At 67.6% G+C, this 22,318-nt stretch carries 24 protein-coding genes and 1 tRNA gene; 6 read left to right on the forward strand and 19 right to left on the reverse strand.

Going from position 1 to position 22,318, the window contains the following annotated elements; all coding sequences use genetic code 11:
- The first annotated feature begins 84 nt into the window (after positions 1-84).
- Positions 85-369 (forward strand): hypothetical protein, encoded by a 285-nt coding sequence (locus tag ACWIGM_RS07910; RefSeq protein ID WP_454025339.1) that lies wholly within the window; start codon positions 85-87, stop codon positions 367-369.
- Between the two features lie 61 nt (positions 370-430).
- On the opposite strand, the gene flbD is transcribed toward ACWIGM_RS07910, so the two are convergent.
- The 8 genes from flbD to ACWIGM_RS07950 form a co-directional block, all read right to left on the reverse strand.
- Positions 431-1,795, reverse strand: coding sequence for a sigma-54-dependent transcriptional regulator FlbD (gene flbD, locus ACWIGM_RS07915; protein ID WP_454025340.1), 1,365 nt, complete (start codon positions 1,793-1,795; stop codon positions 431-433).
- 44 nt (positions 1,796-1,839) lie between these two features.
- Positions 1,840-2,193 carry a flagellar motor switch protein FliN gene (gene fliN, locus ACWIGM_RS07920; protein WP_454025341.1) on the reverse strand — a complete coding sequence of 118 codons (354 nt, stop codon included), beginning with the start codon at positions 2,191-2,193 and terminating at the stop codon, positions 1,840-1,842.
- Between the two features lie 5 nt (positions 2,194-2,198).
- Complete coding sequence (locus ACWIGM_RS07925) at positions 2,199-2,783, reverse strand: FliH/SctL family protein (RefSeq protein WP_454025342.1); 585 nt, start codon at positions 2,781-2,783, stop codon at positions 2,199-2,201.
- A gap of 1 nt (position 2,784) precedes the next feature.
- On the reverse strand, positions 2,785-3,774 hold the full coding sequence (gene fliG / locus ACWIGM_RS07930) for a flagellar motor switch protein FliG (RefSeq protein ID WP_454025472.1): 990 nt from the start codon (positions 3,772-3,774) through the stop codon (positions 2,785-2,787).
- Between the two features lie 110 nt (positions 3,775-3,884).
- Positions 3,885-5,570 carry a flagellar basal-body MS-ring/collar protein FliF gene (gene fliF, locus ACWIGM_RS07935; RefSeq protein ID WP_454025343.1) on the reverse strand — a complete coding sequence of 562 codons (1,686 nt, stop codon included), beginning with the start codon at positions 5,568-5,570 and terminating at the stop codon, positions 3,885-3,887.
- Positions 5,571-5,770: 200 nt separating this feature from the next.
- Positions 5,771-6,046, reverse strand: coding sequence for a CtrA inhibitor SciP (sciP, locus tag ACWIGM_RS07940; RefSeq protein WP_057191455.1), 276 nt, complete (start codon positions 6,044-6,046; stop codon positions 5,771-5,773).
- Positions 6,047-6,158: 112 nt separating this feature from the next.
- Positions 6,159-6,836: a flagellar hook assembly protein FlgD gene (locus ACWIGM_RS07945; protein WP_454025344.1), complete on the reverse strand. Its 678-nt coding sequence runs from the start codon at positions 6,834-6,836 to the stop codon at positions 6,159-6,161.
- 14 nt (positions 6,837-6,850) lie between these two features.
- The gene (locus ACWIGM_RS07950) at positions 6,851-8,458 is read right to left on the reverse strand and encodes a flagellar hook-length control protein FliK (RefSeq protein WP_454025345.1); all 1,608 of its coding nucleotides are present in this window, start codon (positions 8,456-8,458) and stop codon (positions 6,851-6,853) included.
- A gap of 251 nt (positions 8,459-8,709) precedes the next feature.
- On the opposite strand from ACWIGM_RS07950, the gene mnmA reads away from it, so the two are divergent.
- The 3 genes from mnmA (at position 8,710) to ACWIGM_RS07965 (ending at position 10,687) form a co-directional block, all read left to right on the forward strand.
- Positions 8,710-9,894, forward strand: a complete 1,185-nt coding sequence (gene mnmA / locus ACWIGM_RS07955) for a tRNA 2-thiouridine(34) synthase MnmA (protein WP_454025346.1) — start codon at positions 8,710-8,712, stop codon at positions 9,892-9,894.
- Positions 9,891-10,520 (forward strand): class I SAM-dependent methyltransferase, encoded by a 630-nt coding sequence (locus tag ACWIGM_RS07960; RefSeq protein ID WP_454025347.1) that lies wholly within the window; start codon positions 9,891-9,893, stop codon positions 10,518-10,520. The genes mnmA and ACWIGM_RS07960 overlap by 4 nt, the downstream gene beginning before the upstream one ends.
- A gap of 90 nt (positions 10,521-10,610) precedes the next feature.
- Positions 10,611-10,687 (forward strand) — tRNA-Met (locus ACWIGM_RS07965).
- 54 nt (positions 10,688-10,741) lie between these two features.
- On the opposite strand, the gene tet is transcribed toward ACWIGM_RS07965, so the two are convergent.
- The gene (gene tet / locus ACWIGM_RS07970) at positions 10,742-11,935 is read right to left on the reverse strand and encodes a Tet(A)/Tet(B)/Tet(C) family tetracycline efflux MFS transporter (RefSeq protein WP_454025348.1); all 1,194 of its coding nucleotides are present in this window, start codon (positions 11,933-11,935) and stop codon (positions 10,742-10,744) included.
- Between the two features lie 103 nt (positions 11,936-12,038).
- On the opposite strand from tet, the gene tetR reads away from it, so the two are divergent.
- Complete coding sequence (tetR, locus tag ACWIGM_RS07975) at positions 12,039-12,656, forward strand: tetracycline resistance transcriptional repressor TetR (protein WP_454025349.1); 618 nt, start codon at positions 12,039-12,041, stop codon at positions 12,654-12,656.
- Here the strand turns inward: tetR and ccoS are convergent.
- The 9 genes from ccoS to ACWIGM_RS08020 all read right to left on the reverse strand — a co-directional run bounded on the left by ccoS (position 12,653) and on the right by ACWIGM_RS08020 (position 21,284).
- Positions 12,653-12,823 (reverse strand): cbb3-type cytochrome oxidase assembly protein CcoS, encoded by a 171-nt coding sequence (gene ccoS, locus ACWIGM_RS07980; protein ID WP_454025350.1) that lies wholly within the window; start codon positions 12,821-12,823, stop codon positions 12,653-12,655. The genes tetR and ccoS overlap by 4 nt on opposite strands.
- Positions 12,820-15,009 (reverse strand): heavy metal translocating P-type ATPase, encoded by a 2,190-nt coding sequence (locus tag ACWIGM_RS07985; RefSeq protein WP_454025351.1) that lies wholly within the window; start codon positions 15,007-15,009, stop codon positions 12,820-12,822. The genes ccoS and ACWIGM_RS07985 overlap by 4 nt, the downstream gene beginning before the upstream one ends.
- 1 nt (position 15,010) lies before the next feature.
- A complete protein-coding gene (locus ACWIGM_RS07990) occupies positions 15,011-15,532 on the reverse strand; it encodes a FixH family protein (protein ID WP_454025352.1) in 522 nt (173 codons plus the stop codon).
- A gap of 20 nt (positions 15,533-15,552) precedes the next feature.
- A complete protein-coding gene (gene ccoG / locus ACWIGM_RS07995; RefSeq protein ID WP_454025353.1) occupies positions 15,553-17,007 on the reverse strand; it encodes a cytochrome c oxidase accessory protein CcoG in 1,455 nt (484 codons plus the stop codon).
- 1 nt (position 17,008) lies between these two features.
- Positions 17,009-17,893 carry a cytochrome-c oxidase, cbb3-type subunit III gene (gene ccoP, locus ACWIGM_RS08000; protein ID WP_454025354.1) on the reverse strand — a complete coding sequence of 295 codons (885 nt, stop codon included), beginning with the start codon at positions 17,891-17,893 and terminating at the stop codon, positions 17,009-17,011.
- 3 nt (positions 17,894-17,896) lie between these two features.
- On the reverse strand, positions 17,897-18,052 hold the full coding sequence (locus tag ACWIGM_RS08005) for a cbb3-type cytochrome c oxidase subunit 3 (protein ID WP_091837401.1): 156 nt from the start codon (positions 18,050-18,052) through the stop codon (positions 17,897-17,899).
- Positions 18,053-18,060: 8 nt separating this feature from the next.
- A complete protein-coding gene (gene ccoO, locus ACWIGM_RS08010) occupies positions 18,061-18,825 on the reverse strand; it encodes a cytochrome-c oxidase, cbb3-type subunit II (RefSeq protein WP_454025355.1) in 765 nt (254 codons plus the stop codon).
- Between the two features lie 7 nt (positions 18,826-18,832).
- Complete coding sequence (gene ccoN, locus ACWIGM_RS08015; RefSeq protein ID WP_454025473.1) at positions 18,833-20,446, reverse strand: cytochrome-c oxidase, cbb3-type subunit I; 1,614 nt, start codon at positions 20,444-20,446, stop codon at positions 18,833-18,835.
- A 181-nt stretch (positions 20,447-20,627) separates the two neighbouring features.
- Positions 20,628-21,284, reverse strand: a complete 657-nt coding sequence (locus tag ACWIGM_RS08020; protein WP_454025356.1) for a helix-turn-helix domain-containing protein — start codon at positions 21,282-21,284, stop codon at positions 20,628-20,630.
- A 220-nt stretch (positions 21,285-21,504) separates the two neighbouring features.
- On the opposite strand from ACWIGM_RS08020, the gene ACWIGM_RS08025 reads away from it, so the two are divergent.
- Positions 21,505-21,969 carry a hypothetical protein gene (locus ACWIGM_RS08025; RefSeq protein ID WP_454025357.1) on the forward strand — a complete coding sequence of 155 codons (465 nt, stop codon included), beginning with the start codon at positions 21,505-21,507 and terminating at the stop codon, positions 21,967-21,969.
- 96 nt (positions 21,970-22,065) lie between these two features.
- On the opposite strand, the gene ACWIGM_RS08030 is transcribed toward ACWIGM_RS08025, so the two are convergent.
- A complete protein-coding gene (locus ACWIGM_RS08030) occupies positions 22,066-22,263 on the reverse strand; it encodes a hypothetical protein (protein ID WP_454025358.1) in 198 nt (65 codons plus the stop codon).
- Positions 22,264-22,318 lie beyond the last annotated feature (55 nt).

Raw genomic sequence — 22,318 nt, forward strand, 5'->3', positions numbered from 1 at the left:
GCCAACGTGACGAATGGGCAAGAAGGGGAATAGAGTGGCCTCGTGGGAACGCGGCGCCCGGATCGAACCAACTGGAGGCATGACATGGATCGACGTTCATTCGTAATGGCGCTGTTCGGCGGTCTCGCCGTTGCCAGCGTCGGCGGCATCGCCGCCTCTGAGGCGGCGCAGCCCAAGCTCGCCCCGCTCCCGACCAAGAAGCCGGAAGAGCTGCCGGAGGAGCTGAAGGAAGGCATCGACAAGACGGACGCCGACTTCAGCCAGTACTATTATTACCGCAGGCCGCGCTACTACCGGCGCCACTACTATCGCCCGCGCTACTATTACCGCCCGCGGCGCTACTACTACCGCCGCCGTTACTACTACTGAGCGGCCGCTGACGGGCCGGAGCACATGCTCCGGCCCTCTTCTTTTCAACGCTCACCAAGAGTCAGAGAGACGTCGTTCGCGCCTGGCCCGGCTCCGCGACCGGCACGCCGGCGGCGACGTATTCGCTGAGCTTGTTGCGCAGCGTCCGGATCGAGATGCCCAGGATCTTGGCGGCATGAGTCCGGTTGCCGAGACAATGGTCGAGCGTGTCGAGGATGAGGTCGCGCTCGACATCGGCGACGGTCCGGCCGACCAGACCGCGCGTCACCGCCTCCGCCGTCTGTGCCGCCCGCGAGGCCACGTCGCGACCGCTTGCCGGACCGAGCGTTTCGCCTTCCGGCGTCAGCATCGCCTCGGTGCCGATCTCGACGCCCTGCGCCAGCAGCACCGCACGATGCACGGTGTTCTCGAGCTCGCGGACGTTGCCGCGCCAGCCGTTGCCGAGCAGGAGCTTGCGCGCCTCGGCTGCGATCGGCCGCAGCGGCATCCCGTTCAGCTCGGCGTATTTCTTGGCAAAATGATCGGCCAGCGCCAGGATGTCGCCCGGCCGCTCGCGCAGCGCCGGCAGGCGCAGATGCACGACGTTCAGCCGGTAGAACAGGTCCTCGCGGAAAGAGCCCTCGCGCACCGCGTCCGCCAGATTGCGGTTCGAGGTCGCGATCACGCGAATGTCGACCTTGACGGCCTGGGTGCCGCCGACCCGGTCGATCATCCGCTCCTGCAGTGCCCGCAGCAGCTTGGCCTGCAGGCGCACATCCATCTCGGAGATTTCGTCGAGCAGCAGCGTGCCGCCATTCGCCTCCTCGAACTTGCCGATGCGCCGGGCGACCGCTCCGGTGAAGGCGCCCTTCTCATGGCCGAACAGTTCGGATTCGAGCAGGTTGTCGGGGATGGCGGCGCAGTTCACCGCGACGAACGGCTTGTCCTTGCGCAGCGACTTCTGGTGCAGATGTTGCGCGATCATCTCCTTGCCGGTGCCACTCTCGCCGGTAACCAGCACCGGCGCATCCGAGCGTGCGATCTGGTTGGCGAGCTGAACGACGCGCTCCATCGCCGGATCGCGCCAGATCAGGCTCGCCTTGTCGCCCGCGACGGCGGCGAGCACGGCGGCGATCAGCTCGGGATCGGGCGGCAGCGGCACATATTCGCGCGCGCCGGCCTGGATCGCAGCGACAGCGGCACGGGCGTCGGTCGAGGTGCCGCAGGCGACGAGCGGGGTACGAATACGCTCGATATCAAGCGCCGCGACCAGCTTGGCGATCGGCTGCTCGACATCGACCATCAGCAGGTCGCCGCCCTTGGCGCGGAGCACCGCCAGCGCCTGCTCGACGCTTTCGGCATGGGTGACGGCGGCGCCTTGCGATACCGCGATCTTGGCGGCGGTGATGAGCTGGCCCTTGAGGCTGCCGACAATGATGAGGCGCATGGCTCAGGCCTTTCTTGAAAGATGCAGTCGCTCCGGCCGGTTCGTCACCGGTCGGTCTTGATGATTTCCGTCATGGTCACGCCGAGGCGCTCCTCGACCACCACGACCTCGCCGCGCGCCACCAGGCGCTCATTGACGAAGATGTCGATGGCTTCGCCGACGCGCCGGTCGAGCTCCAGCACCGTGCCCGGCGTGACCCGCAGCAGATCCCCGACCGCGATCCGCGACGAGCCCAGCACGGCCGAGACCGTGACCGGCACGTCGAAGACCTGTTCGAGGTCCTCCGCCGTCTTGACCGGGACCGGCCCCGAGCGCGCCACCGAGTCCGCGGCATTATGGTCGAAGGAGAGATCGGCCGGGCTGAGCGGCGGCAGGTTGAGATCGTTTTCGTTTGGCATCTGTCTTACCCCGCTGCCGGGCCGAAGACGGCCCTGACTGCCTTGTCGACCGCTTCGTCGAGCACTGCACTTTCGATCGCGATGCCGCCATCGGCCCATTCCAGCCGACCGTCGCCGATGGCGATGTCGGGCTCGCCGAGCACGACGATCCGGCCGGCGAAGCCGGTCTCGCGGGCGAGCCCGGAGAGCTTGCCTTCGACGGTCTCGACCAGGCTTTCATGCACCCGGATCGCCAGATGCGGCGCATGGCGGGCGTGGGCCAGGCATTCGCGCGCCGCGGCGAGCAGTTGCGCCAGCGGCTTGTCGGCCAGGGCCGCGCCAGCAAGGCTGCGCGCGGTCGCGACAGCGAGCTGCGCGGCCTGAGCCTCGATCCGCGCCAGCCGCTCGTCCTGCTGCGCCAGGAGCTGCTCGCCATGGCGCACCAATTGCGCAAGCAAGGCGCCCAATTGCTGGTCGGCCTCGCGCCGAGCCTGATCGTAGCCGCTGCGGAAGGCATCTGCCTTGGCGGCCTCGAGCGCCGCCTCGTCGACCGCCTTGCTGCCATTGCCGCTGAAGTCGGTGGCGAACATGAATTTCTTGGCGGCTGCCATGTCAGTACACCAGCTCGTCTTCGGAATTGCCCTTGGAAATGATGATCTCGCCCTTCTCGGCGAGATCCTTGGCCAAGGTCACCATCTTCATCTGCGCCTCGTCGACCTCCTTGAGGCGCAGCGGGCCGATGCCCTGCATGTCGTCCTGCAGGTTCTTGGCGGCGCGCTGCGACATCGCCCCGAGGAAGAAGGCGCGCATCTCTTCGTTCGCGCCCTTGAGGGCGCGCGCCAACGTGTCCTTGTCGACCTGGCGCATCATGGTCTGCAACGCGCCCGAGTCGAGCTTGCCGAGATCCTCGAAGGTAAACATCAGGGCGCGGATGCGCTCGGCCGATTCCTGGTTGGTGGCGTCGAGAGCCGCGAGGAAGCGCACCTCGGTCTGGCGGTCGAAACCGTTGAAGATCTCCGCCATCATCTCGTGCGGGTCGCGCCGGCGCGTCTGCGTCAGAGTCGAGACGAATTCGGTGCGCAGCGTGTTCTCGATATGGTCGAGTGCCTCCTTCTGCACCGATTCCATGCGCAGCATCCGGCCGACGACCTCGATCGAAAGCTCGTTCGGCAGGTTGCGCAGCACGCTGGCCGAGTGATCGGGGCGGATGCGCGACAGGATGACGGCGATCGTCTGCGGGTATTCGTTCTTCAGGAAGTTGGCGAGCACGACCGCGTCGATATTGCCGAGCTTCTGCCACATGTTGCGGCCGGCCGGGCCGCGGATCTCTTCCATGATCAGCGCGACCTGATCGGTCGGCAGGATCTTCTCCAGCAACGAGATCGTCCGGTCGAACGAGCCGGTGATCGCACCGGCGCTCGACAGCCTGCCCACGAAATCGAGCATCAGCTTCTCGACCTGGTCGGAATCGACCGTGCCGAGCTCCGCCATGGCACGGGTGATGATGCGGATCTCTTCGTCGTCGAATTCCTGCCAGATCACCCGGCCGTGCTCTTCGCCGAGGATGAGCAGGATGACCGCGGCGCGCTGAGGCCCGGTCATGCTGTCGAGCGTCGTCGGGCCGTCGTTATAGCTCGCGGAGTCGCTGTCGGAGTCGGCGCTTCCGCTGCGGGTTGCGATGGAGCGTGTCGCGGCCATGGTTCAGGCTCCCGTCACGCTGGTGCTTTCTCGTGGATCCAGCCGCGCAGCACCGCGACGGAATCCGCCGGGTTTTGCGCGACCATGGCGCCGATCTTCTCGACCGACTGCGCCTTGAGCTGGCCCTTGATCTGCGCGATCGCGAGCATCCGCTCGGACGGCGCCTCGACATCGATCTGGCCTGGCTCTCCCCCGGCGCCGGAGCCCGCGCCGCCGGAGGCCGAAGAGAAGGTCGACGGATCGCCCGTGCCCTGATCGACGACCATGACGCCGTTGCGCATGAAGCTCGGAATGGCGCGGAGCTCACGATCCGGCGCGAGCACCTGCTTGAGCAGCGGGCGCACCACGACCATCAGCACGATCAGGACGAGCAGCGCGATCACGCCCATCTCGGCGAAACGGACCATGTCCTCCCTGGTGAAGGAGAGGAGCTGCTGCATCAGGGTCTGCTCGCTCAAGTCCGTCGGCGCCTGCGGCGCCTCGGCAAAGCGCAGATTGACGACCTCGACCTGGTCGCCGCGCTGGCGGTCGAAGCCGATCGCCGTCCGCACCAGCTGACCAATGCGCTCCAGCTCTTCCTGCGAGCGCGGCTGATAGTTCGTTTCGTTGCCTTGCCGGCTGTAGACGCCGTCGACCAGCACAGCGACGGACAGCTTGCGGACGCGCCCACCCTCCTGCACCTCGGTCCGCGTGGTGCGCGAGATCTCGTAGTTGACGACCTCTTCGTTCTTCGAGTTGGTGTCGCGCTGCGCGGCCTGCTGTTGCTGGTTCTGCTGCGCGCCCGGCAACTCATTGCCGACAGTGACACCCTCGCGCTGTTCGCTGGTGGCCGAGGCTTCCGTCCGGTTCTGGCTCGAACGGATGACCTTGCTCTCGGGATCGAAGGTCTCAGAGCGGCTCTCGACCCGGTTCGAGTCGAGCAGGGCCGAAACCTGCACGCGGGCGCGGCCCGGGCCGACGATGCTGGCGACGATGTCATCGACCTGCGCCTTGATCCGCCGCTCGATCACGCCCTGGCGCTCGTCGAGAGCGACGCCGATCATACCCTGCTCGCCCTGCGCGCCATCGGCGAGGAGCCGGCCGCGCTCATCGACGATCGAAACGCGCTCGGGCTTCAAACCGTCGACGGCGGAGGAAACGAGATGGCGGATCGCTCGGACCTGGGCGTTGTCGAGATCGCCGGCGAGCTTGAGCGCTATCGAGGCGCGCGGCGGCTCGCGGTCGCGCTCGAACAGGCGCCGCTCGGGAATGACGAGATGGACGCGGGCCGCCTGGACGCGGCTGATCGAACGGATGGTGCGCGAGAGCTCGCCTTCGAGCGCACGCAGATGGTTGATGTTCTGGACGAAGCTGGTCGAGGAGAAGGCGTCGCCCTTGTCGAAGATCTCGTAGCCGACGCCGCCGCCGGACGGGATGCCCTTGCCGGCGAGTTCGAGCCTGAGCTTCGGCACATCGGCGCGCGGCGCCAGGATGGTCTGGCCGTCGCCGCGCAGTTCGTATTTGATCCCACGGGTATCGAGATCCTTGGTGATGGCGCTGACGTCCTGGCTCGACAGGTCGGCGAAGAGCACGCCCAGCGCCGGCTGCGACATGCGCAGCATGACGAAGGCGAAGAAGCCGATCAGCGCCAGCGTCACCGCCAGCATCGCCGCCAGCCGCGCCGCGCCGAATCTCCGGAACTGTTCGACTAGCCCGTTCACGCCGTTTTTCCGTCGCCAGGTGCCCGCGAGACCAACGCGCAGACACACCACTAGGCAAGTTTTTCCCGGTGCATGGTTAGCGCCCGGTTAACGGCTGTTGAGAAACGGGACAGTTCGGCTGGACGACACACAGCCAAATGCGAAAGGCGCCGGCCATTCGACCGACGCCCCCTTTAAATTTTTGCAGCTGCCGGAAAGGCTTACTGACGATAGTGCTGGATACGGGTGGTGCGCAGCCCGGCAAGGCCGTGCTGGTCGATCGAAGATTGCCAGCTCAGGAATTCGTCGACCGTCAGCGTGTAGCGCTGGCAGGCCTCCTCGAGGCTGAGCAGGCCGCCGCGCACGGCGGCGACAACCTCGGCCTTGCGCCGGATCACCCAGCGGCGCGTGTTCATCGGCGGCAGATCGGCGATCGTCAGCGGGCTCCCGTCGGGCCCGATGACATATTTGACGCGCGGTCGCAGCGGCTCGGTCATGGTACTCTCACACAACTCAACAGACCTACTGCCCAGAAGCCTAATCCTGACGGGCTTAAATTTTGCCTAAAGCAATCGCACAGGCTTTCGGCATGGGGCATGGCGCATCCTGTCAGGAGGTGCTCTTCACCGACTTGACCCGATCGAGCGGAACCTTGATCGCGCCGATCAGCAGCGTCGGCACGGTCGTGGAGAAGTCGATGCCGTCGACCTTGCCGGTGATCTCGGTCTTGACCGTGATCGCCGCGCCGGACACGTCCTTGCCGTCGATCGTGATGGTGTATTCCCCCTCGGGCGCCGTCGCTCCCGTCGAGGTCTTGCCGTCCCAGCTATAGGTCTGGTCGCCGGCCGTCAGCGCCTTCGTGCCGCTGTAGACCACCTTGCCACTCGAATCCTTGATCGTGATCGTGCCGGTGCCGCCCTTGGAGGCGTTGAGCTTCCACTCGGCCTTGCCGTCCTTGAGCTGCGTTGCCGCGCCATCGGCCGTAACGGTCTGCCCGACGAAGCCGATCGCGCTCGCACCCGTCGTCGCCTTGCTGACGCCTAGCAACGCGGTCAGCGTCTCGTTCTGCTTGAGCTGCTGCTCCACCCCCGCGAACTGCACCAGCTGCTGGGTGAACTGGTTGGTGTCGAGCGGGTCGAGCGGGTTCTGGTTCCTGAGCTGCGTCGTCAGCAACGTGAGGAACTGATCGAAATTATTGGCGATCGAGGTGCCGCTGCCGGTCCCAGCGTTCTTCTGCGCAGCCGCGATCTGCTGGGGGCTCCAGGTGCCAGTGTTGGAAACGGCCATTGCCTGTCCCTCCTTCAGATACTGAGATCGACGCCGCCGAGGCGGCTGGCATTGCGTGGCAGGCTCGCGACTTCGGTGACGAGCGCGCTGTCGTCGGAGGCCTGGACCCAGGCGCGGCGACCGCGCGGCGTCTCGTCATCTTGGCGCTGTTGGCGAGCGCCCGCCTGCTGGTCGCTGGAATCGCGCAGACTCATGTCGATGCCGCCCTCGGAGGGCTTCAGCCCCGCCTGCTCGAAGGCGCGCTCGAGCGTGCGTGCATCGCGCTGGAGCATATGCAGTGTCTCGACCCGGTCGACCGTCAGCTTGGCGCTGACCTCGCCCTTGTCGGAGATCTCCAGGCGGACATCGATCCGCCCGAGCTCGGCCGGATCGAGCCTGATGTCGAAGCGCTTGTTGCCGGCGAGCGCCTGAGCGCCGATCTCGACCGGCACGACATGCAGCGGCGTCGCCCGCCCGGTCTCGCCCGAAAGCGTCCTGTGGGCGGCTTCGGCCTGGGCGTGGGCCGTGGCCTGCGCGGCGGCGTCGAGCTCGGTCAGGGGCGCCTGTGGTGCGATCAGGTTTTGCGGCCCGGCAGCGAGGATCGCCTGCGGGCTCAAGGGGGTGTTCGCCTGCTGGGTGCCGACAGCCGGGGTGGCATCGTCCTTGGCGCCCGCCTGTGCAGGCTGAGCTGCATGGCTCGTCTCGGCGAGCTTGGTCTCGCCGCCTGCGGTGGCCGCCGTCGTCTTGCCGGCCTCTGATCCATCCTTCGGCGCCGCCTGACCTTCGGCTGCCTTGGCGTCGCCCTGCCGGCCCTCGCCGAGCTTGGTTTCCGCCTTGGTCACGACACCGGCTGCCGGAAGTTGCGCGGTCACGCCGGCTTTGGCACCGGCCATGGCGGCTTCGCCACTCGCATTGGCCTGGGCCTCGACCTTCACCAACGCTGCCGGAACCGGGACGACGACACCGGTCGCCGCCGCCTGCGCGGCAGCGCTCGCAACAGTGCTCGCCGCAATCGCCTGGCCTTCCGGCTTGCCCTCTGGCGTAGCAGCACCGTCCGGCTTGGCCGGCTCACCGCCCTGGAGCGTCAGAGCCGCGAGCGCGAGGAACTCGGCCGCGACAGGAGGAGCCGGCACGGGTTGCGGCGTGGCGACCGGAACGGCCGGTATCTCCGGCTTGCCTTCGCCGATCACCGGCATTCCGTCGAGCGCGGCGGCCAGCGCCGCCTTGTTCTCCTCGCTCGCCTTGCCCTTCACCGGCTTCTCGCCGGCGGCCGGCTCGGCCTTCTTGCCCTCGACAGCCGCAGCATCCTTCGTCGATGCCTCGTCTGTCGCAGGCTCTGTCGTCGCCTGGTCGGACGACTCGGCGGCACCCGCCTTCCGGCCCTTGGCGGTATCATCAGTGCGGCTTGGCGACTTATTGTCGGCCGCAGTCGTCCTGCGAGCACCGTCATCCGATTTGGGCTCATCGCGCGGCGGCGCGCTGTCGCGGGCGCTACGATCATCGTCCAGACGCGGGCGCGGCCGCTCCACAGGCTCCGGCGGCAGGGCGAAGGCCTGCTCGGGCTCGCTCCGCTCGGGGCTGCGGCGGCTCGGGAGCGGGATCTCGGGCAGCGCGGACGAACGCGAGACCGGCGCGGCGGACATGGGATACTCTCCGGAACAAAACCGTGACGATGTGGCCGCGGCTTACCGAGCAAGAGCCAAGCCAACCGGAAAATCGTTCTGATTCAGCACCTTGTGGGAATCGAGATCCCCCTTCACCCGGCAGGAATCGCTTGTGCGGGCTCCTGGACCCGGCAGGATTTGCCGGCCTTGTGCTGGCCGGCATCTGTCAAAACCGCTATAGAGCGCCCAAATCCTCGGACGCCCCGCGCCCGAACCCGCCCGGAACCCATATGACCGTTTCCCTCAACTCCCTCGACATCGCCAAGCCGCCTGCGGCGACGCGCGTCGTCGCGGCCATGTCGGGCGGTGTCGATTCCTCGGTGGTGGCGGCGCTGCTGAAGCGCCAGGGCTACGACGTCGTCGGCGTCACGCTGCAGCTCTACGACCATGGCGAAGCCGTGCACCGCGCCGGCGCCTGCTGCGCCGGCCAGGACATTCACGATGCCCGCCGCGTCGCCGAGGCGATCGGCATCCCGCATTACGTGCTCGACTATGAGAGCCGCTTCCGCGACGCCGTGATCGAGCGCTTCGCCGAGAGCTACCTCGCCGGCGAGACGCCGATCCCCTGCGTCGAGTGCAATCGCACCGTGAAGTTCCGCGACCTGCTCGGCCTCGCCCGCGAGCTCGGGGCCGATGCGCTCGCCACCGGCCATTATGTCGCCAGCCGCGATCTCGGCGCCGGCCATCGCGGCCTGTTCCGCGCCGCCGACGAGAGCCGCGACCAGAGCTATTTCCTCTATGCGACGACGCAGGAACAGCTCGATCTGCTGCGCTTCCCGCTCGGCGGTCTCGACAAGGCCCAGACCCGGGCGCTCGCCGCCGAATTCGGCCTCGCCATCGCCGACAAGCCCGACAGCCAGGACATCTGCTTCGTGCCGAACGGCCGCTATGCCGAGGTGATCGAGCGCCTGAAGCCGGGTGCCGCCCGCCCGGGCGCCATCGTCCATCTCGACGGCCGCGTGCTCGGCGAGCACGAGGGCGTGCTGCGCTACACGGTCGGCCAGCGCAAGGGCCTCGGCATCAGCGGCGCCGAGCCGCTCTATGTCATCGCGCTCGACGCCGAGAACGCCCGCGTCATCGTCGGCCCGCGCGAGGCACTGAGCGTCAGCCGCGTCGATCTGCGCGATCTCAACTGGATCGGCGACATCGCTTTGGCCGAACTGCCGCCCGAAGGCGTCGAGGTCGCGGTCCGCGTCCGCTCCACCCGCGCCCCACGTCCCGCGCGCCTGCTCGCCGACGACAAGGGCGTCCATGTCCTGTTGGCGCAGGGCGAGGAAGGCGTCTCGCCCGGCCAGGCCTGCGTGATCTACGACCATGCCGGCAGCGGAGCCCGCGTGCTCGGCGGCGGCGTCATCATGGCCAACCGGGCGCCCCGCCCGGCGCCGCAGCCCGAGCCCGCCTACGCCACCACATGACGACGACGAACGGTCTCGACGCGCAAAAGCGCGTCTACGCGGTCTGGGCGAAATTCTACGACCGGATCTATCAGGGTCTGCTCGCCCGCGCCCAGCGCGAGGCGGTGGCGGCGGCCTGCGCCAGCGGCCACGACATCCTCGAGATCGGCGTCGGCACTGGCCTGACCCTGCCCTATTTCGAGCGCGACAAGCAGGTTGTCGGCGCCGACCTCTCGCTCGACATGCTGCGCGTCGCCCGGACCAAGGTGCTGAGCCAGGGCCTGACCCATGTCCGCGGCCTGATGGTGATGGACGCCTGCCGGCTCGGCTTCGCAGATCGCTCCTTCGACGCGGTCACCGCCCAGTTCGTCATCACCCTGGTACCCGATCCCGAGCAGGCGCTCGCCGAGATGGACCGGGTGCTGCGTCCCGGCGGCGAGATCGTGATCTCCAGCCGCCTCGTCGATGATGGCGGCTTTGCCGCGCCGTTCTGGAAGGCGGTCGCGCCGCTGGCCAGGGCGATCGGCTGGAGCAGCGATTTCAAGGTCTCGCGCCTGACCGACTGGGCCGCCGCGACCGGGCGCTACGAGACCGTCCATGTCGGCCAGGGCTATTTCAAGGTGGTCAGGCTGCGGAAGCTGAGCTGATCGGCGCCATCAAGGCTTGACGCCGATACCCGGCGCCCCCTATATCCGCGCCGTCGCGATTGACCGCCGTTCACGGCGCGTCGCCATCGGGGCGGGGTAGCTCAGCTGGTTAGAGCAGCGGAATCATAATCCGCGTGTCGGGGGTTCGAGTCCCTCTCCCGCTACCATCCAATTTTCCTGATGTCTTCCGGGCAATGAAGTCGCTCTCAGGGCGGCTTGCGTCAACGTTCCACAGGCTGTGATCGCAAGGTCGGCGCCGACCCTCGCAGGGCTGGCAGACAGGCCAGATAGAGCGCCGCGCCGACGAGCCAGACAGAGCCGCTCCAGAGTCCCGATGTCGCTGCGTAGAGCATCGTGAAGCCGAGCGGGCCGATGACCGAGGTCAGGTTGGTCAGGCTGGCGAGCAGGCCCTGCAGCGCGCCCTGCTGATCATCGCCGGCCGCCCGCGACAGCATCGCCTGCAAGGCCGGCATGCCGACCCCGCCGCTGGCGAGCAGGGCGAGGATCGGCCAGACCATCCACCCTTGCGTCGCTAACCCCAGCAGGACGAAGCCCGCCCCGTCGGCCGCGATGCCGAGGAGCAGGGTGAGCCGCTCGCCCAGCCGGTTCGACAAGCGCCCGGTGACGAAGGCCTGGACCAGGGCGTGCACTGCGCCGAACGCGGCAAGCGACAGACCGACCGTCGCCGTATCCCACTGGAAACGATCTTCGCCATAGATCACCCAGAGGGCCCCGGGCACCTGGCCGATCAGCTGGATGACGAAGAAGACGTAGAAGAGCGGAGCGAAGCTGCGCAGCGCACCGCTCTGACGAAGCCCAGCCAGCAGCCCGAGACCTCCCACCTCTGCCGCCTCCCCCCTGACGCGCCGGGTCTCGGCCAGGAAAAAACAGGCGAGCAGGAACGCAGCGCCGTTGAGAAATGCCGCCATGATGAAAGGGGCATGGGCGACGACCCCGCCCAACAGGCCACCAATCGCTGGCCCGGCAATGATGCCAACACCGAAGCAGGCGCTCATGAAACCGAACCAGCGGGCGCGCTCGTCTCCCTTCACCATGTCGGCGATGACTGCACCGGCGACAGCCCCCGTCGCGCCCGTGATCCCGGAGACGAGCCGGCCGAGATAGAGCACCCAGAGAAACGGAGCTGCGGCCATGATCGCATAATCCACGGCAGAGCCGAACAACGACGCAAGCAGCACGGGCCGGCGCCCGAGACGATCCGACAGCCGCCCCAGCACCGGCGCGAAACAGACCTGCATCAGCGCATAAAGCGACAGCAGGACGCCATAGTGCCCGGCGACCTCTCCGGGCTGCACATGTTCGCGCAGCAATGCCGGCAGCACCGGCATCACAAGGCCGACGCCCATGGCATCCAGGGTCACGACGACGAGGGCAGCGATGAGTGGCTTGTTCATGACGAGACTTCGGAATGCGGGTGCCAGGAAATTTATCAACGATAAGTTCATGGACAAAAAAATTTATCACCGATAAATTGTCAAGAGGCGGCGAGGGGTAGCGATGGCAAAACTGGACCGGGCAATCGTCATTCGCGCAGCGCTCGACCTGCTGAACGAAGTCGGGGCCGATGGCCTCACCACGCGCAGGCTCGCCGAACGCCTCAACGTCCAGCAGCCCGCTCTCTACTGGCACTTCCCCAACAAGCGCGCGTTGCTCGATGCATTGGCTGAGGCCATGCTGGCCGAGAACCATATGCGCTCCATGCCGAAGGCCGGCGAGGATTGGCGCGTGTTCCTGGGGGAAAATGCCCGGAGCTTCCGCAAGGCCCTGCTCGCCTATCGCGATGGCGCGCGCATCCATGCCGGGACCCGGCCGAGCGCTCCGCAATCAGGCGCGGTCGAGGCGCAGATCCGCCTTCTATGCGCGGCCGGCTTCACCCCGAAGGATGCCACCCGCGCCCTGTCCGCGGTCAGCCACTACGTGGTCGGCGCCGTCATCGAAGAGCAGGCCGCGGCGGCAGATTGCGCAGAGCGGGACGATGCAGAACCGGACTCCTCCGGTCTGTCACCATTCCTGCAGAACCTCTTCCTGGAGGTCGAGCACGACGGGGCGGACGCCGCCTTCGACTATGGCCTGGAGAGCTTCATCGCCGGCCTCGAACTCAGGCGTTCGGCCTAGGGTCCTTCGCTGCCTCGCCCCCTCTCCGCGTCATCATCCTGCAGCACCCTCCAGGCCGCGCCGTCGAGATCGGCATATTGGCCGCTGCGCATGCACCAGAAGAAGGCTCCAAGCCCCAACAAGCCTAGGCCGAGCGCCAAAGGGAACAGGATCACGATGATGTTCATGCCCGCGCCTCCTCATTGCTCCGCGCACGCAGCGCGTTGAGCGTCACCACCAGCGAGGAGCCCGACATGGCGACGGCGGCGACCAAAGGCGTCGCCAGCCCGGCGATGGCGATCGGCACCGCGACTGCATTGTAGAGCACGGCAAAATACAGGTTCTGCAGCATCAGCCGGCGCGCCTTGCGGGCAATCGTGAGCGCAGCCGCAGCCGGCGCCAGGCTCTCGCCGAGGAAGACGATGTCGGCCGCCGCCTGCGCCAGATGCGTGGCGCTGACCGGCGAGAGCGAGACATGCGCGCCCGCCAGCGCCAGCGCGTCGTTGAGCCCGTCGCCGACCATCAGCACCTTGCGGCCGTCGGCCGCCATCTGATCGAGCAGAGCGAGCTTGTCGCCCGGCATCAGGCCCGCATGCAGTTCGGCGACGCCGAGCTCCGCGGCGATCGGCTCAACCGCCTCGAAGCGGTCGCCGGAGAGGATCGCGACCTCTAGCCCGGCCTTGCGCAGCGCGGCGATCGTCTCGCGCGCCTGCGGGCGCAGCGCCTGCCCCAGCGCCAGCACAGTGCGGAAGGAGCCATGGCGATAGGCGATCAGCGAGGCGCCGGGATGCAGCGCCGCGACCATGGTCGCTTCCGCCTCTGCCCGGCAGAAGGCGACGCTGCCGAGACGGCGCTCGTCATCTCCCTCCCCCACGGAGAGGCCCTGTCCGCGCTCCTCGTGCACGTCCTCCGCCGCACGCGAAATACCAAGCGCCCTTGCCAGCGCCTGCGCCAGAGGATGCCCGCTCGCCGCCGCCAAAGCGCCGATCTCGACCCGTCGCTCGGCCGGGAGCGCCTGCGGGTTGAGGATTTCCGGCTCGGGCAGCGTCAGCGTGCCGGTCTTGTCGAAGACGGCGATGTCGGCCTCGGCAAGGCGCTCCAGCGCATCGCCCTCCTTCAGCATGATCTTGCGCCTGAACAGGGCGGAGGCCGCGACGACCTGCACGGCCGGGATGGCGAGGCCAAGCGCGCAGGGGCAGGTGATAATCAGCACGGTGACCGCGATCATCAGCGCTTCGGGCCAGGACAGGCCGAAGGCCAGCCAGCCGAGGAAGGTCGAGGCCGCCAGCGTATGCACCACCGGGGCGTAGAGCCGCGCGGCCCGGTCGGAGAGGCGGACATAGCGCGAGCGGTTGCCGACGGCCTGGTCCATCAGCCGGTCGATCTCGTCGAGCAGCGTGCCCTGCCCGGCCGCCTCGACCCGCACGGTCAGCGCGCCGGTCAGGTTTAGCGTGCCGGCATGGACGCGCTCGCCCTGCCCAATGGCGACCGGGGCAGTCTCGCCGGTGACGAGGCTCTGGTCGAGCTCGGAGCGGCCGGTCTCGACGATGCCGTCGACCGAGACGCGCTCGCCGGGCCGCACCAGCACGAGGTCGCCGGGCGCGATCGCGGCGATCGGCATCACCGTCGCGCTGCCATCGGCGGCGAGCTTCGTCGCGGTCTCGGCCTTGAGCGCCGCGAGATTGCCGGCGAGATCGCGGGTGCGCCGCCGCATCAGATGGTCGAGATAGCGCCCGATCAGCAGGAAGAAGAGCAGCATGACCACGCCGTCGAAATAGGCGTGGCGACCATGGTTCCAGGTCTCGGCGACCGACATGACCAGCGCCAGCACGACGCCGATGGTGATCGGCACGTCCATGTTGACGGCGCCCGCCTTCAGCGCCCTGAGCGCGCTCTCGAAGAAGGGCCTTCCGGCATAGGCCGCCGTCGGCAGCGCGATCAGGGCGGAGAGCCAGTGGAAGAAGTCGCGTGTCGTCGGGTCGATGTCGCCGCTGTTGCCGGACCAGACCGCGACCGAGAGCAGCATGATGTTCATCGAGGCGAAGCCGGCGACGCCGAGCGCGCGCAGCAGATAGCGCTCCTCGGCCGCCGCCCCGTCCTCCTGCCGCTCGGGCGCAAAGGGATAGGCCTTGAAGCCGAGCGCGGCGAGCCTCTCGACCACCGCTTCGGGCCGCAGCAGCGCCTCGCGCCATTCGACCGAGACGCGCTTCAGCGCGAGGTTGACGCGGGCGCCCAAAATCGCCGGCTCGCGGGCGAGACCGCCCTCGATCGCCTGCATGCAGCCGGCGCAGCGTATCCCGTCGACCGCCAGCTCCATGCTAGCAATGCCATCGTCGCGATGGCGCACGAAGACGGAGAGGTCCTGCGCCGCCATCTCAGCGCTCCCCGAGGGTAACGCGGCTGCGCGAGACGAAGACGACCTCCTCGCCGCGCTTCGCCTGCAATTCGAGAATCCAGGAGCCGACCTCGATCGTCCCGAAGCTGGCCTCGTAGCGCCCCGGCGGGCCCTCGTTCAGCACGAGGTCATGGTCGCGGGCGGAGGTCGCGGGGTGGCGCAGGCGGGCACTGGCGGCGAGGCCGGCGAGCGGCCCGCCATTGCGATCGGCCAGGGTGACGGCGAGCGTCGCGCCCTCGCCTTGCCGGGCCAGCGTCGTGGTCGCGGCCCAGCCGCGCGCATCGCGCTCGTGCTGGCGGGCGATCTCCTCGTTGAAGCGCTGGCTGTCCTCATAGGCGCTGCGGGTCTCGACGCCCGGCATGGTCCGCAGCGCCATCGTCAGGATCGTCGCGTTGACCGAGACGACCACCCCGAAGAACAGGATCAGCATGGCCGCGACCATGCCGCCGGTCAGCTCGAAGGAACGGCGCGGGGCGATCGGCCTCGGGGTCTCATAGGGCATGAGGATGACTCCGCAGCAGCTCATCGATGGGTCTCCGGCGCCATGAAATGGTCGTCGGCGCGCACGGTCTCGCCGGCGAAGAGATCGGAGGCGGTGATGGTGATCGCCTGCGAGGGCGCAAGCGGCACGCCGGCCGGGACGGTAACGAGTACGCGCACCTCCCGCGTCGAATCGGGATCGACGCTGACGACGGGGCGCAGGTCGGCGCTCGGCGCGACACCCACCGCCTCGATCCCGATGCCCGGCAGGCCGGCGACCGTCAGGGCGAAGGGCCGATGTTCCGGGCGCTTATTGAGCAGGCGTACCGCATAGGCGTTGCGGATCGAGCCGTTGCTCAGGATGACGAACAGCGGCGTGCGCTCGTGCAGCACGGAGATGCCGGCGGTGCTGCGGGTCGCGAGCTGCCAGAGCATGGCGCCGCCGACGATGGCGATCAGCGCCGCATAGGCGAGCGTGCGCAGGCGCACCGGCCGGTAGATCGCGGCGAGCCCGGCGAGGCGGCGCTGGACATTGCCGTCGGTGTCATAGGCGATCAGCCGGGTCGGTCGGCCGATTTTGCTCATCACGGTGTCGCAGGCGTCGATGCACAGGCCACACTGGATGCAGTCCACCTGCGCGCCGTCGCGGATGTCGATCCCGGTCGGGCAGACGGCGACACACTGGAAGCAGTCGATGCAGTCGCCCGCCGGCGCGCCCTGTACCTTGAGCTTCGCCGCCTGCTTCACCGAGACGCGCGGCTCGCCGCGATCATAGCGATAGGTGACGTTGAACGCCTCGTCGTCGGTCAGGGCCGCCTGGATGCGCGGCCAGGGGCACATATACTTGCAGACCTGCTCGCGCATGATGCCGGCGAGCGCATAGGTGGTGAAAGTCAGGATCGCGATCCAGACATAGGCCGAAAGCGGCGCAGCGAGGGTCGCAAGCTCGCGCACCAGGGTCGGCGCATCCGCGAAGTAGAGAACCCAGGCGCCGCCGGTCCACCAGGCGATGATCAGCCAGACCGCATGCTTGGCGGTCTTGCGCCAGAGCGTGTCGAAGCCCCAGGGCTCGGCGTCGCGGCGCATGCGCTCGCGCCGGTCGCCCTCGAAGAAGCGCTCGACCACCAGGAAGAGGTCGGTCCAGACCGTCTGCGGGCAGAGATAGCCGCACCAGACCCGGCCGGCGACTGCGTTCATCAGGAAGAGGACGAAAGAGGCCAGGATCAGCAGGCCGGTGAAGTAGTAGACCTCCTGCGGCCAGATCTCGATGAAGAAGAAGTAGAAGCGGTTGTTGGCGATGTCCGCCAGCACCGCCTGGTTCGGCAGGTGCGGGCCGCGATCCCAGCGCAGGAAGGGCAGCAGGTAGTAAATGCCCAGGCACAGGAAGAGGATGAGCCATTTGGCGCGTCGGAATGGACCCGACACGCTCTGCGGATAGACCTTCCGCGACGCCGCGAAGAGCGGGCCGTCGTCCTGGTCGGCCTCGCCGCTGCTCACGCTACTGCCCTCCCCCCAGCGAGTGGACGTACACGGTCAGCGCCTTGATCGTGGTCTCGTCGAGCCGCCCGGCCCAGGCCGGCATCACGCCGTTGCGGCTGTTGCTGATGGTCTCGGTGAGCGAGGCCATGTCCATGCCGTAGAGACTGATCGCATCGGTGAGGTTCGGCGCGCCCAGCTCCTGATTGCCCTTAGCCTGAGGGCCATGGCAGGCGGCGCAGTTGTCGGCGAAGACCTTGCGCCCGAGCGGCAGATCCGCCTTCGGCTCGGTCGGCAGGCCGGCGAGCTCGCGGACATGGCTGGCGACGGCTGCGATCTCTTCGCGCTTCAGCACGCCGTCGCGCCCGAAGGCCGGCATCTGGCTGACGCGGGTGTCGTTGTCGCCGGCGACGCGGATGCCATGGCGGATGGTCTGCTGGATCGCCGGGAGCGAGCCGCCCCAGAGCCAGTCGTCGTCGTTGAGGTTGGGATAGCCCTTGGCGCCGGCGCCGCCGACGCCATGGCAGGCCGCGCAATTGTCACCGAAGGCGGCCTTGCCTTGCGCCATGGCGATCTGGAACAGGGTCGGGTCGGCCTTGATCTGCTCAGGCGTGGCGTCGGCCATGCCGGCAGCCTGCACGGCGCGCTGGGCCTTGAGCCTGGCCATGTCCGCGCTGATCTCGGAACGGCTGGCATAGCCGATCACACCCTTGGTCGCGTCGGTCAGGAGCGGCCAGGCCGGATAGACGATCCAGTAGCCGATCGACCAGACGATGGTGGCGTAAAAGACGCCGAGCCACCAGCGCGGCAGCGGCGTGTTGAGCTCGCGGATGCCGTCCCATTCATGGCCGGTCGTGCTGTAGCCGGTGGCGGCATCGACATGCGGATTGTCGTGCTTCTGGTCCATCGGTCAGTCCTCGCGCAGCGGATTGAGCGCGGCTTCCTCGAAGCGGGCGCGGTTCTTCGGCCAGAAGGCGTAGACGCAGACCCCGAGGAAGACGGCGACGAAGTAGAGAAGTCCGGCGGACTGGGCGAAGCCGGCGAGCCAGTGATAGGTCGTTTGCATGGGTTGGCTCAGCGGATGTTGGCTTTGTCGTCGTAGAGCTTGAAGTCGACCATGGTGCCGAGCGCCTGCAGATAGGCGATCAGGGCGTCGGCTTCGGTGATGCGCTGCGGATTGCCGTCGAAATCGCGCGACTGCGCCTTGGGATAGCGCTTCTCCAGATCGGCCTGGCCGGGGTGATCCGGCGTCGCCTGCGCCCTGAGATCGGCCTGCGCCTGCGCGATCATCTCGTCGCTATAGGGCACGCCGCCGGCGCGGTTGGCGCGCAGCTCGTCGGCGATGTCGCCGAACGAAAGCTCGGTCTTCTCCAGGAAGGGATAGCCCGGCATGATCGACTGCGGCACGATTGCGCGCGGCTCAGCCAGATGCGCCCGCTGCCACTCGTCGGAATACTTGCCGCCGACGCGGGCGAGATCCGGCCCGGTCCGCTTCGAGCCCCACTGGAACGGCTTGTCGTACATGCTCTCGGCCGCGAGCGAGTAATGCCCGTAGCGCTCGACCTCATCGCGCAGCGGCCGGATCATCTGGCTGTGGCAGTTGTAGCAGCCCTCGCGGACATAGATGCCGCGTCCGGCGAGCTCGAGCGGCGTATAGGGCCGCATGCCCTGCACCGTCTCGATCGTGTTCCTGAGGTAGAAGAGCGGCGCGATCTCGACCAGGCCGCCGATCGAGATCACCAGCAGCGTGCCGATGACCAGGACGATCGAGTTGGTCTCGAAGATCTTGTGCTTGGCCCAGAGCGAGCGGCGCGGCGGCTTCTGTTCGATGCTCGTCATGATGTCCTCAGGCGGTGGCGAGCTGGCGCGGCGGCAGCGCATGGGCCTGCGGCGTGTCGGCGGCCTCCTTGCAGCGCACGGTCATCCAGAGGTTGAAGGCCATGATCAGCGCGCCGATCAGGAAGAGCGCGCCGCCCAGCGCCCGGATCACATAGAACGGGTGCATCGCCGCGACGGTCTCGATGAAGGCGTATTCGAGGAAGCCGAGCGAGGTGTAGGCCCGCCACATCAGGCCCTGCAGGATGCCTGAGACCCACATCGCCGTGATGTAGAAGACGATGCCGAGGGTCGAGACCCAGAAGTGCCAGCTCACCAGCCTGAGCGAGTAGAGCCCCTTGCGGTTCCACAGCCAGGGCACGAGGCAGTAGATCGCTCCGAAGGAGATGTAGGCGACCCAGCCGAGCGCGCCGGCATGGACATGGCCGATGGTCCAGTCGGTGTAGTGCGAGAGCCCGTTCACCGCCTTGATCGACATCAGCGGTCCCTCGAAGGTCGCCATGCCGTAGAAGGCGAGCGAGACCACCATCATCCGCAGCACCGGGTCGGTGCGCAGCCGGTCCCAGGCGCCCGACAGGGTCATGATGCCGTTGATCATGCCGCCCCAGGAGGGCATCCACAGCATGATCGAGAAGGTCATGCCGAGCGTCTGCGCCCAGTCGGGCAGCGCGGTGTAATGGAGATGGTGCGGGCCGGCCCAGATATAGATGAAGATCAGGGCCCAGAAGTGGATGATCGAGAGCCGGTAGCTATAGATCGGCCGCTCAGCGCGCTTCGGCACGAAATAGTACATGATCGCGAGGAAGCCGGCGGTCAGGAAGAAGCCGACCGCGTTGTGGCCGTACCACCACTGGAACATCGCATCCTGCACGCCCGACCACAGGCCGTAGGACTTCGGCGACAGGATCGAGACCGGCACAGCGACATTGTTGCCGATGTGCAGGACCGCGATGGTCAGGATGAAGCCGAGATAGAACCAGTTTGCCACATAGATGTGCGGCTCGTTGCGCTTCCTCAGCGTACCGAGGAAGACCAGAAGATAAACGACCCAGACGATGGTCAGCCAGAGATCGGCATACCATTCCGGCTCGGCGTATTCCTTGCTCTGGGTGATCCCGAGCAGATAGCCAGTGCCGGCGATGACGATGAACAGGTTGTAGCCGAGCACGACGAACCAGGGCGAGAGATCGCCGGCGAGGCGGGCTCGGCAGGTGCGCTGAACGACATAGAACGATGTGCCGATCAGGACGTTGCCGCCGAAGGCGAAGATCACCGCCGAGGTATGGAGCGGCCGCAGCCGGCCGAAATTGGTCCAGGGCAGATCGAAATTCAGTCCGGGAAAGGCGAGCTGCAGCGCGATGATCAACCCGACGGCAAAGCCGGCGACGCCCCAGACCATCGAGGCCACAGTCGCGAACTTGACCGGCCCCATATTGTAGTTGGGCTTGCCGTGGATCTCCTGCGGCTGAACCGCAAGCGAGCCGTCGAAGCAGCGATTGCCGATCAGGATCATGCTGGCCGCGGCTGCGGCTGCGCCGAGCATGGCGTGGAAGGCGTAGCCGGAGTTCTCGGTCAGTGCGCCGATCAGGATCAGCGGCAGCACGCTGGCGCCCGCGATCAGCATCCCGATCATCTCGCCGACCGTCATTGCCCTGACAGGGCTCGTCGTCGCCGTCACCGCTGACTCCCGCTTCGTCGCAGGCGCTGGGATGCGCCCTCAGCGGGAGGCTTAGCGGCCGATTGGGCGGCGAGCTTTGATCCAGGTCAAGGGCAGGACAGGGCGGGCTGCGGCGGGACGGCGCAGCTTACGCCGCGACGGCGTTCATCCGCTCGGGGTTCATGACGCGCACGCCGCCGGGCACGATCAGGATCGTCTTGTCCTTGGCGAGGCGGGTGAAGGTGCGGCTCACCGTCTCGATCGTCAGGCCGAGGAAATCGGCGATGTCCTGCCGCGTCATCGGCAGCGGCACCGTCACCGACGGCTTGCCGAGCCGGGCCCAGCGCTGCTGCATGCCGAGCAGGAAGCAGATCAGCTTCTCCTCGGCGGTGCGGCGGCCGAGCAGCATCATTTGCTCATGGGCGAGCGTCAGCTCATGCGTCGCGAACTCGTGCAGGCGCTTCAGCAGATGCGGCTTGGCGTCGACCAGCGCCGTATAGGCCGCCCGCGAGAAGGCACAGACTGCGACATCGCCGATCGCATCGGCCGAAAAGCCATAGGCGTCGCGCATCGCGAGCCCGAGGAAATCACCGGGCAGCGCGAAGCCGACGACCTGCCGGCGCCCGTCCGAGAGCAGCTTGTACAGACGCACGACACCGCCGGTGACGTTGTAGACGCAATGCGCCTCGGCCCCTTGCGTGAACAGCGTCTCGCCGGAGGAGAAATGCGTCGGCGTCGCCAGCGATTCCAGCAGCGCGAGCTCATCATCGTTCAGCGAGGCGCAAACGCTGACCAGGCGGACCATGCAGGTGCGGCACCCGCTTTCGCCGCGGGCAGCGCCGCCGCATGCCGAGGGCTGACAGTTCACGATAGCACCTTCCTGCTCATGCGCAGACCGTAGCGCATGCACCTAGGCAGACAAAGCCTGCCTCCTGCCGCAGGACCACGGATTTGATCCAGATCAATGCGGCAATAGGCCCGGCGAAACGAGGTTGCTGCCTTGAAACCAGGGAGAGCCGCACGTGATGGGCGATGACATCTTCGAAGTCGCGCGCATCGTGCCGGGCTGCGCCGATACGGTCTATGGACTCGTCTCGCTGCTGCACTCCGATGTGACGCCGGATGACTGGGCCGCCTTCGTGCGCGACCACTCGCAGGATGGCGCGCAGCCGCGCGGCGTCTTCGCGCTGCGCGATGCGCGCCGGATGCCGCACGCTCTGTTCGGCTTCCGCGTCGCCCGGACGATCGCCGGAAGCACGACGCTGGAGATCTCCGAAATCGCCATGCTGCGCCTGCCCGGAACCTGCCTCGTCGACGCGCTGCTGCGCTTCGCCAACCAGCTTGCGGCGCAGCTCGACCTGCCACGTATCGCGATCTCGCTGGAACGCTCCGCTGCCTGGCCGCAGGATCACGACGCGCTCCGGCGCTGCGGCTTCCAGGTCGACCGCGTAATGGTCCTCGGCCGCGCCCGGCTCGAGCCGGCGGCCTGATCTGCGGGCGGCCGCTTCAGAGCCGCCATCGATTGGTCGCCCACCATGCAGCCGCCGCGAGGGCGACCATGACGAGCGCGACAAGAAGCGCCTCGCCTATCGGGTCGGCTCCTTCCGTGCGTCCATGAAACTCGCGAACCACGCGCTGTCGACGACCTCCTGGGGGCCGTCGCGCCACTGCGCCGTCACCCGGCACAGCAGTTCGATCTCGTCGAAGGACAGATCGAAGAACGGCAGCAGCATCGGGTTGCCGACGATCGAGCGCTCGCTCTCGGCCGCAGCTTCGCCGCCCATGAACCTCTCCCCCCTTGTGGCCACGCCCGAATCCGCTCTCTGAGCTCGGTCCGAG

The sequence above is a fragment of the Allobosea sp. NPDC055332 genome, assembly GCF_053645455.1.

Excerpts from the sequence above, each read along its gene's own strand:
- ACWIGM_RS07910 (WP_454025339.1), top strand. The coding sequence starts at position 85 with ATGGATCGACGTTCATTCGTAATGGCGCTGTTCGGCGGTCTCGCCGTT.
- flbD (WP_454025340.1), bottom strand. The coding sequence starts at position 1,795 with ATGCGCCTCATCATTGTCGGCAGCCTCAAGGGCCAGCTCATCACCGCC.
- fliN (WP_454025341.1), bottom strand. The coding sequence starts at position 2,193 with ATGCCAAACGAAAACGATCTCAACCTGCCGCCGCTCAGCCCGGCCGAT.
- ACWIGM_RS07925 (WP_454025342.1), bottom strand. The coding sequence starts at position 2,783 with ATGGCAGCCGCCAAGAAATTCATGTTCGCCACCGACTTCAGCGGCAAT.
- fliG (WP_454025472.1), bottom strand. The coding sequence starts at position 3,774 with ATGACCGGGCCTCAGCGCGCCGCGGTCATCCTGCTCATCCTCGGCGAA.
- sciP (WP_057191455.1), bottom strand. The coding sequence starts at position 6,046 with ATGACCGAGCCGCTGCGACCGCGCGTCAAATATGTCATCGGGCCCGAC.
- ACWIGM_RS07945 (WP_454025344.1), bottom strand. The coding sequence starts at position 6,836 with ATGGCCGTTTCCAACACTGGCACCTGGAGCCCCCAGCAGATCGCGGCT.
- ACWIGM_RS07950 (WP_454025345.1), bottom strand. The coding sequence starts at position 8,458 with ATGTCCGCCGCGCCGGTCTCGCGTTCGTCCGCGCTGCCCGAGATCCCG.
- mnmA (WP_454025346.1), top strand. The coding sequence starts at position 8,710 with ATGACCGTTTCCCTCAACTCCCTCGACATCGCCAAGCCGCCTGCGGCG.
- ACWIGM_RS07960 (WP_454025347.1), top strand. The coding sequence starts at position 9,891 with ATGACGACGACGAACGGTCTCGACGCGCAAAAGCGCGTCTACGCGGTC.
- tet (WP_454025348.1), bottom strand. The coding sequence starts at position 11,935 with ATGAACAAGCCACTCATCGCTGCCCTCGTCGTCGTGACCCTGGATGCC.
- tetR (WP_454025349.1), top strand. The coding sequence starts at position 12,039 with ATGGCAAAACTGGACCGGGCAATCGTCATTCGCGCAGCGCTCGACCTG.
- ccoS (WP_454025350.1), bottom strand. The coding sequence starts at position 12,823 with ATGAACATCATCGTGATCCTGTTCCCTTTGGCGCTCGGCCTAGGCTTG.
- ACWIGM_RS07985 (WP_454025351.1), bottom strand. The coding sequence starts at position 15,009 with ATGGCGGCGCAGGACCTCTCCGTCTTCGTGCGCCATCGCGACGATGGC.
- ACWIGM_RS07990 (WP_454025352.1), bottom strand. The coding sequence starts at position 15,532 with ATGCCCTATGAGACCCCGAGGCCGATCGCCCCGCGCCGTTCCTTCGAG.
- ccoP (WP_454025354.1), bottom strand. The coding sequence starts at position 17,893 with ATGGACCAGAAGCACGACAATCCGCATGTCGATGCCGCCACCGGCTAC.
- ACWIGM_RS08005 (WP_091837401.1), bottom strand. The coding sequence starts at position 18,052 with ATGCAAACGACCTATCACTGGCTCGCCGGCTTCGCCCAGTCCGCCGGA.
- ccoO (WP_454025355.1), bottom strand. The coding sequence starts at position 18,825 with ATGACGAGCATCGAACAGAAGCCGCCGCGCCGCTCGCTCTGGGCCAAG.
- ccoN (WP_454025473.1), bottom strand. The coding sequence starts at position 20,446 with ATGCTGATCGCGGGCGCCAGCGTGCTGCCGCTGATCCTGATCGGCGCA.
- ACWIGM_RS08020 (WP_454025356.1), bottom strand. The coding sequence starts at position 21,284 with ATGGTCCGCCTGGTCAGCGTTTGCGCCTCGCTGAACGATGATGAGCTC.
- ACWIGM_RS08025 (WP_454025357.1), top strand. The coding sequence starts at position 21,505 with ATGGGCGATGACATCTTCGAAGTCGCGCGCATCGTGCCGGGCTGCGCC.
- ACWIGM_RS08030 (WP_454025358.1), bottom strand. The coding sequence starts at position 22,263 with ATGGGCGGCGAAGCTGCGGCCGAGAGCGAGCGCTCGATCGTCGGCAAC.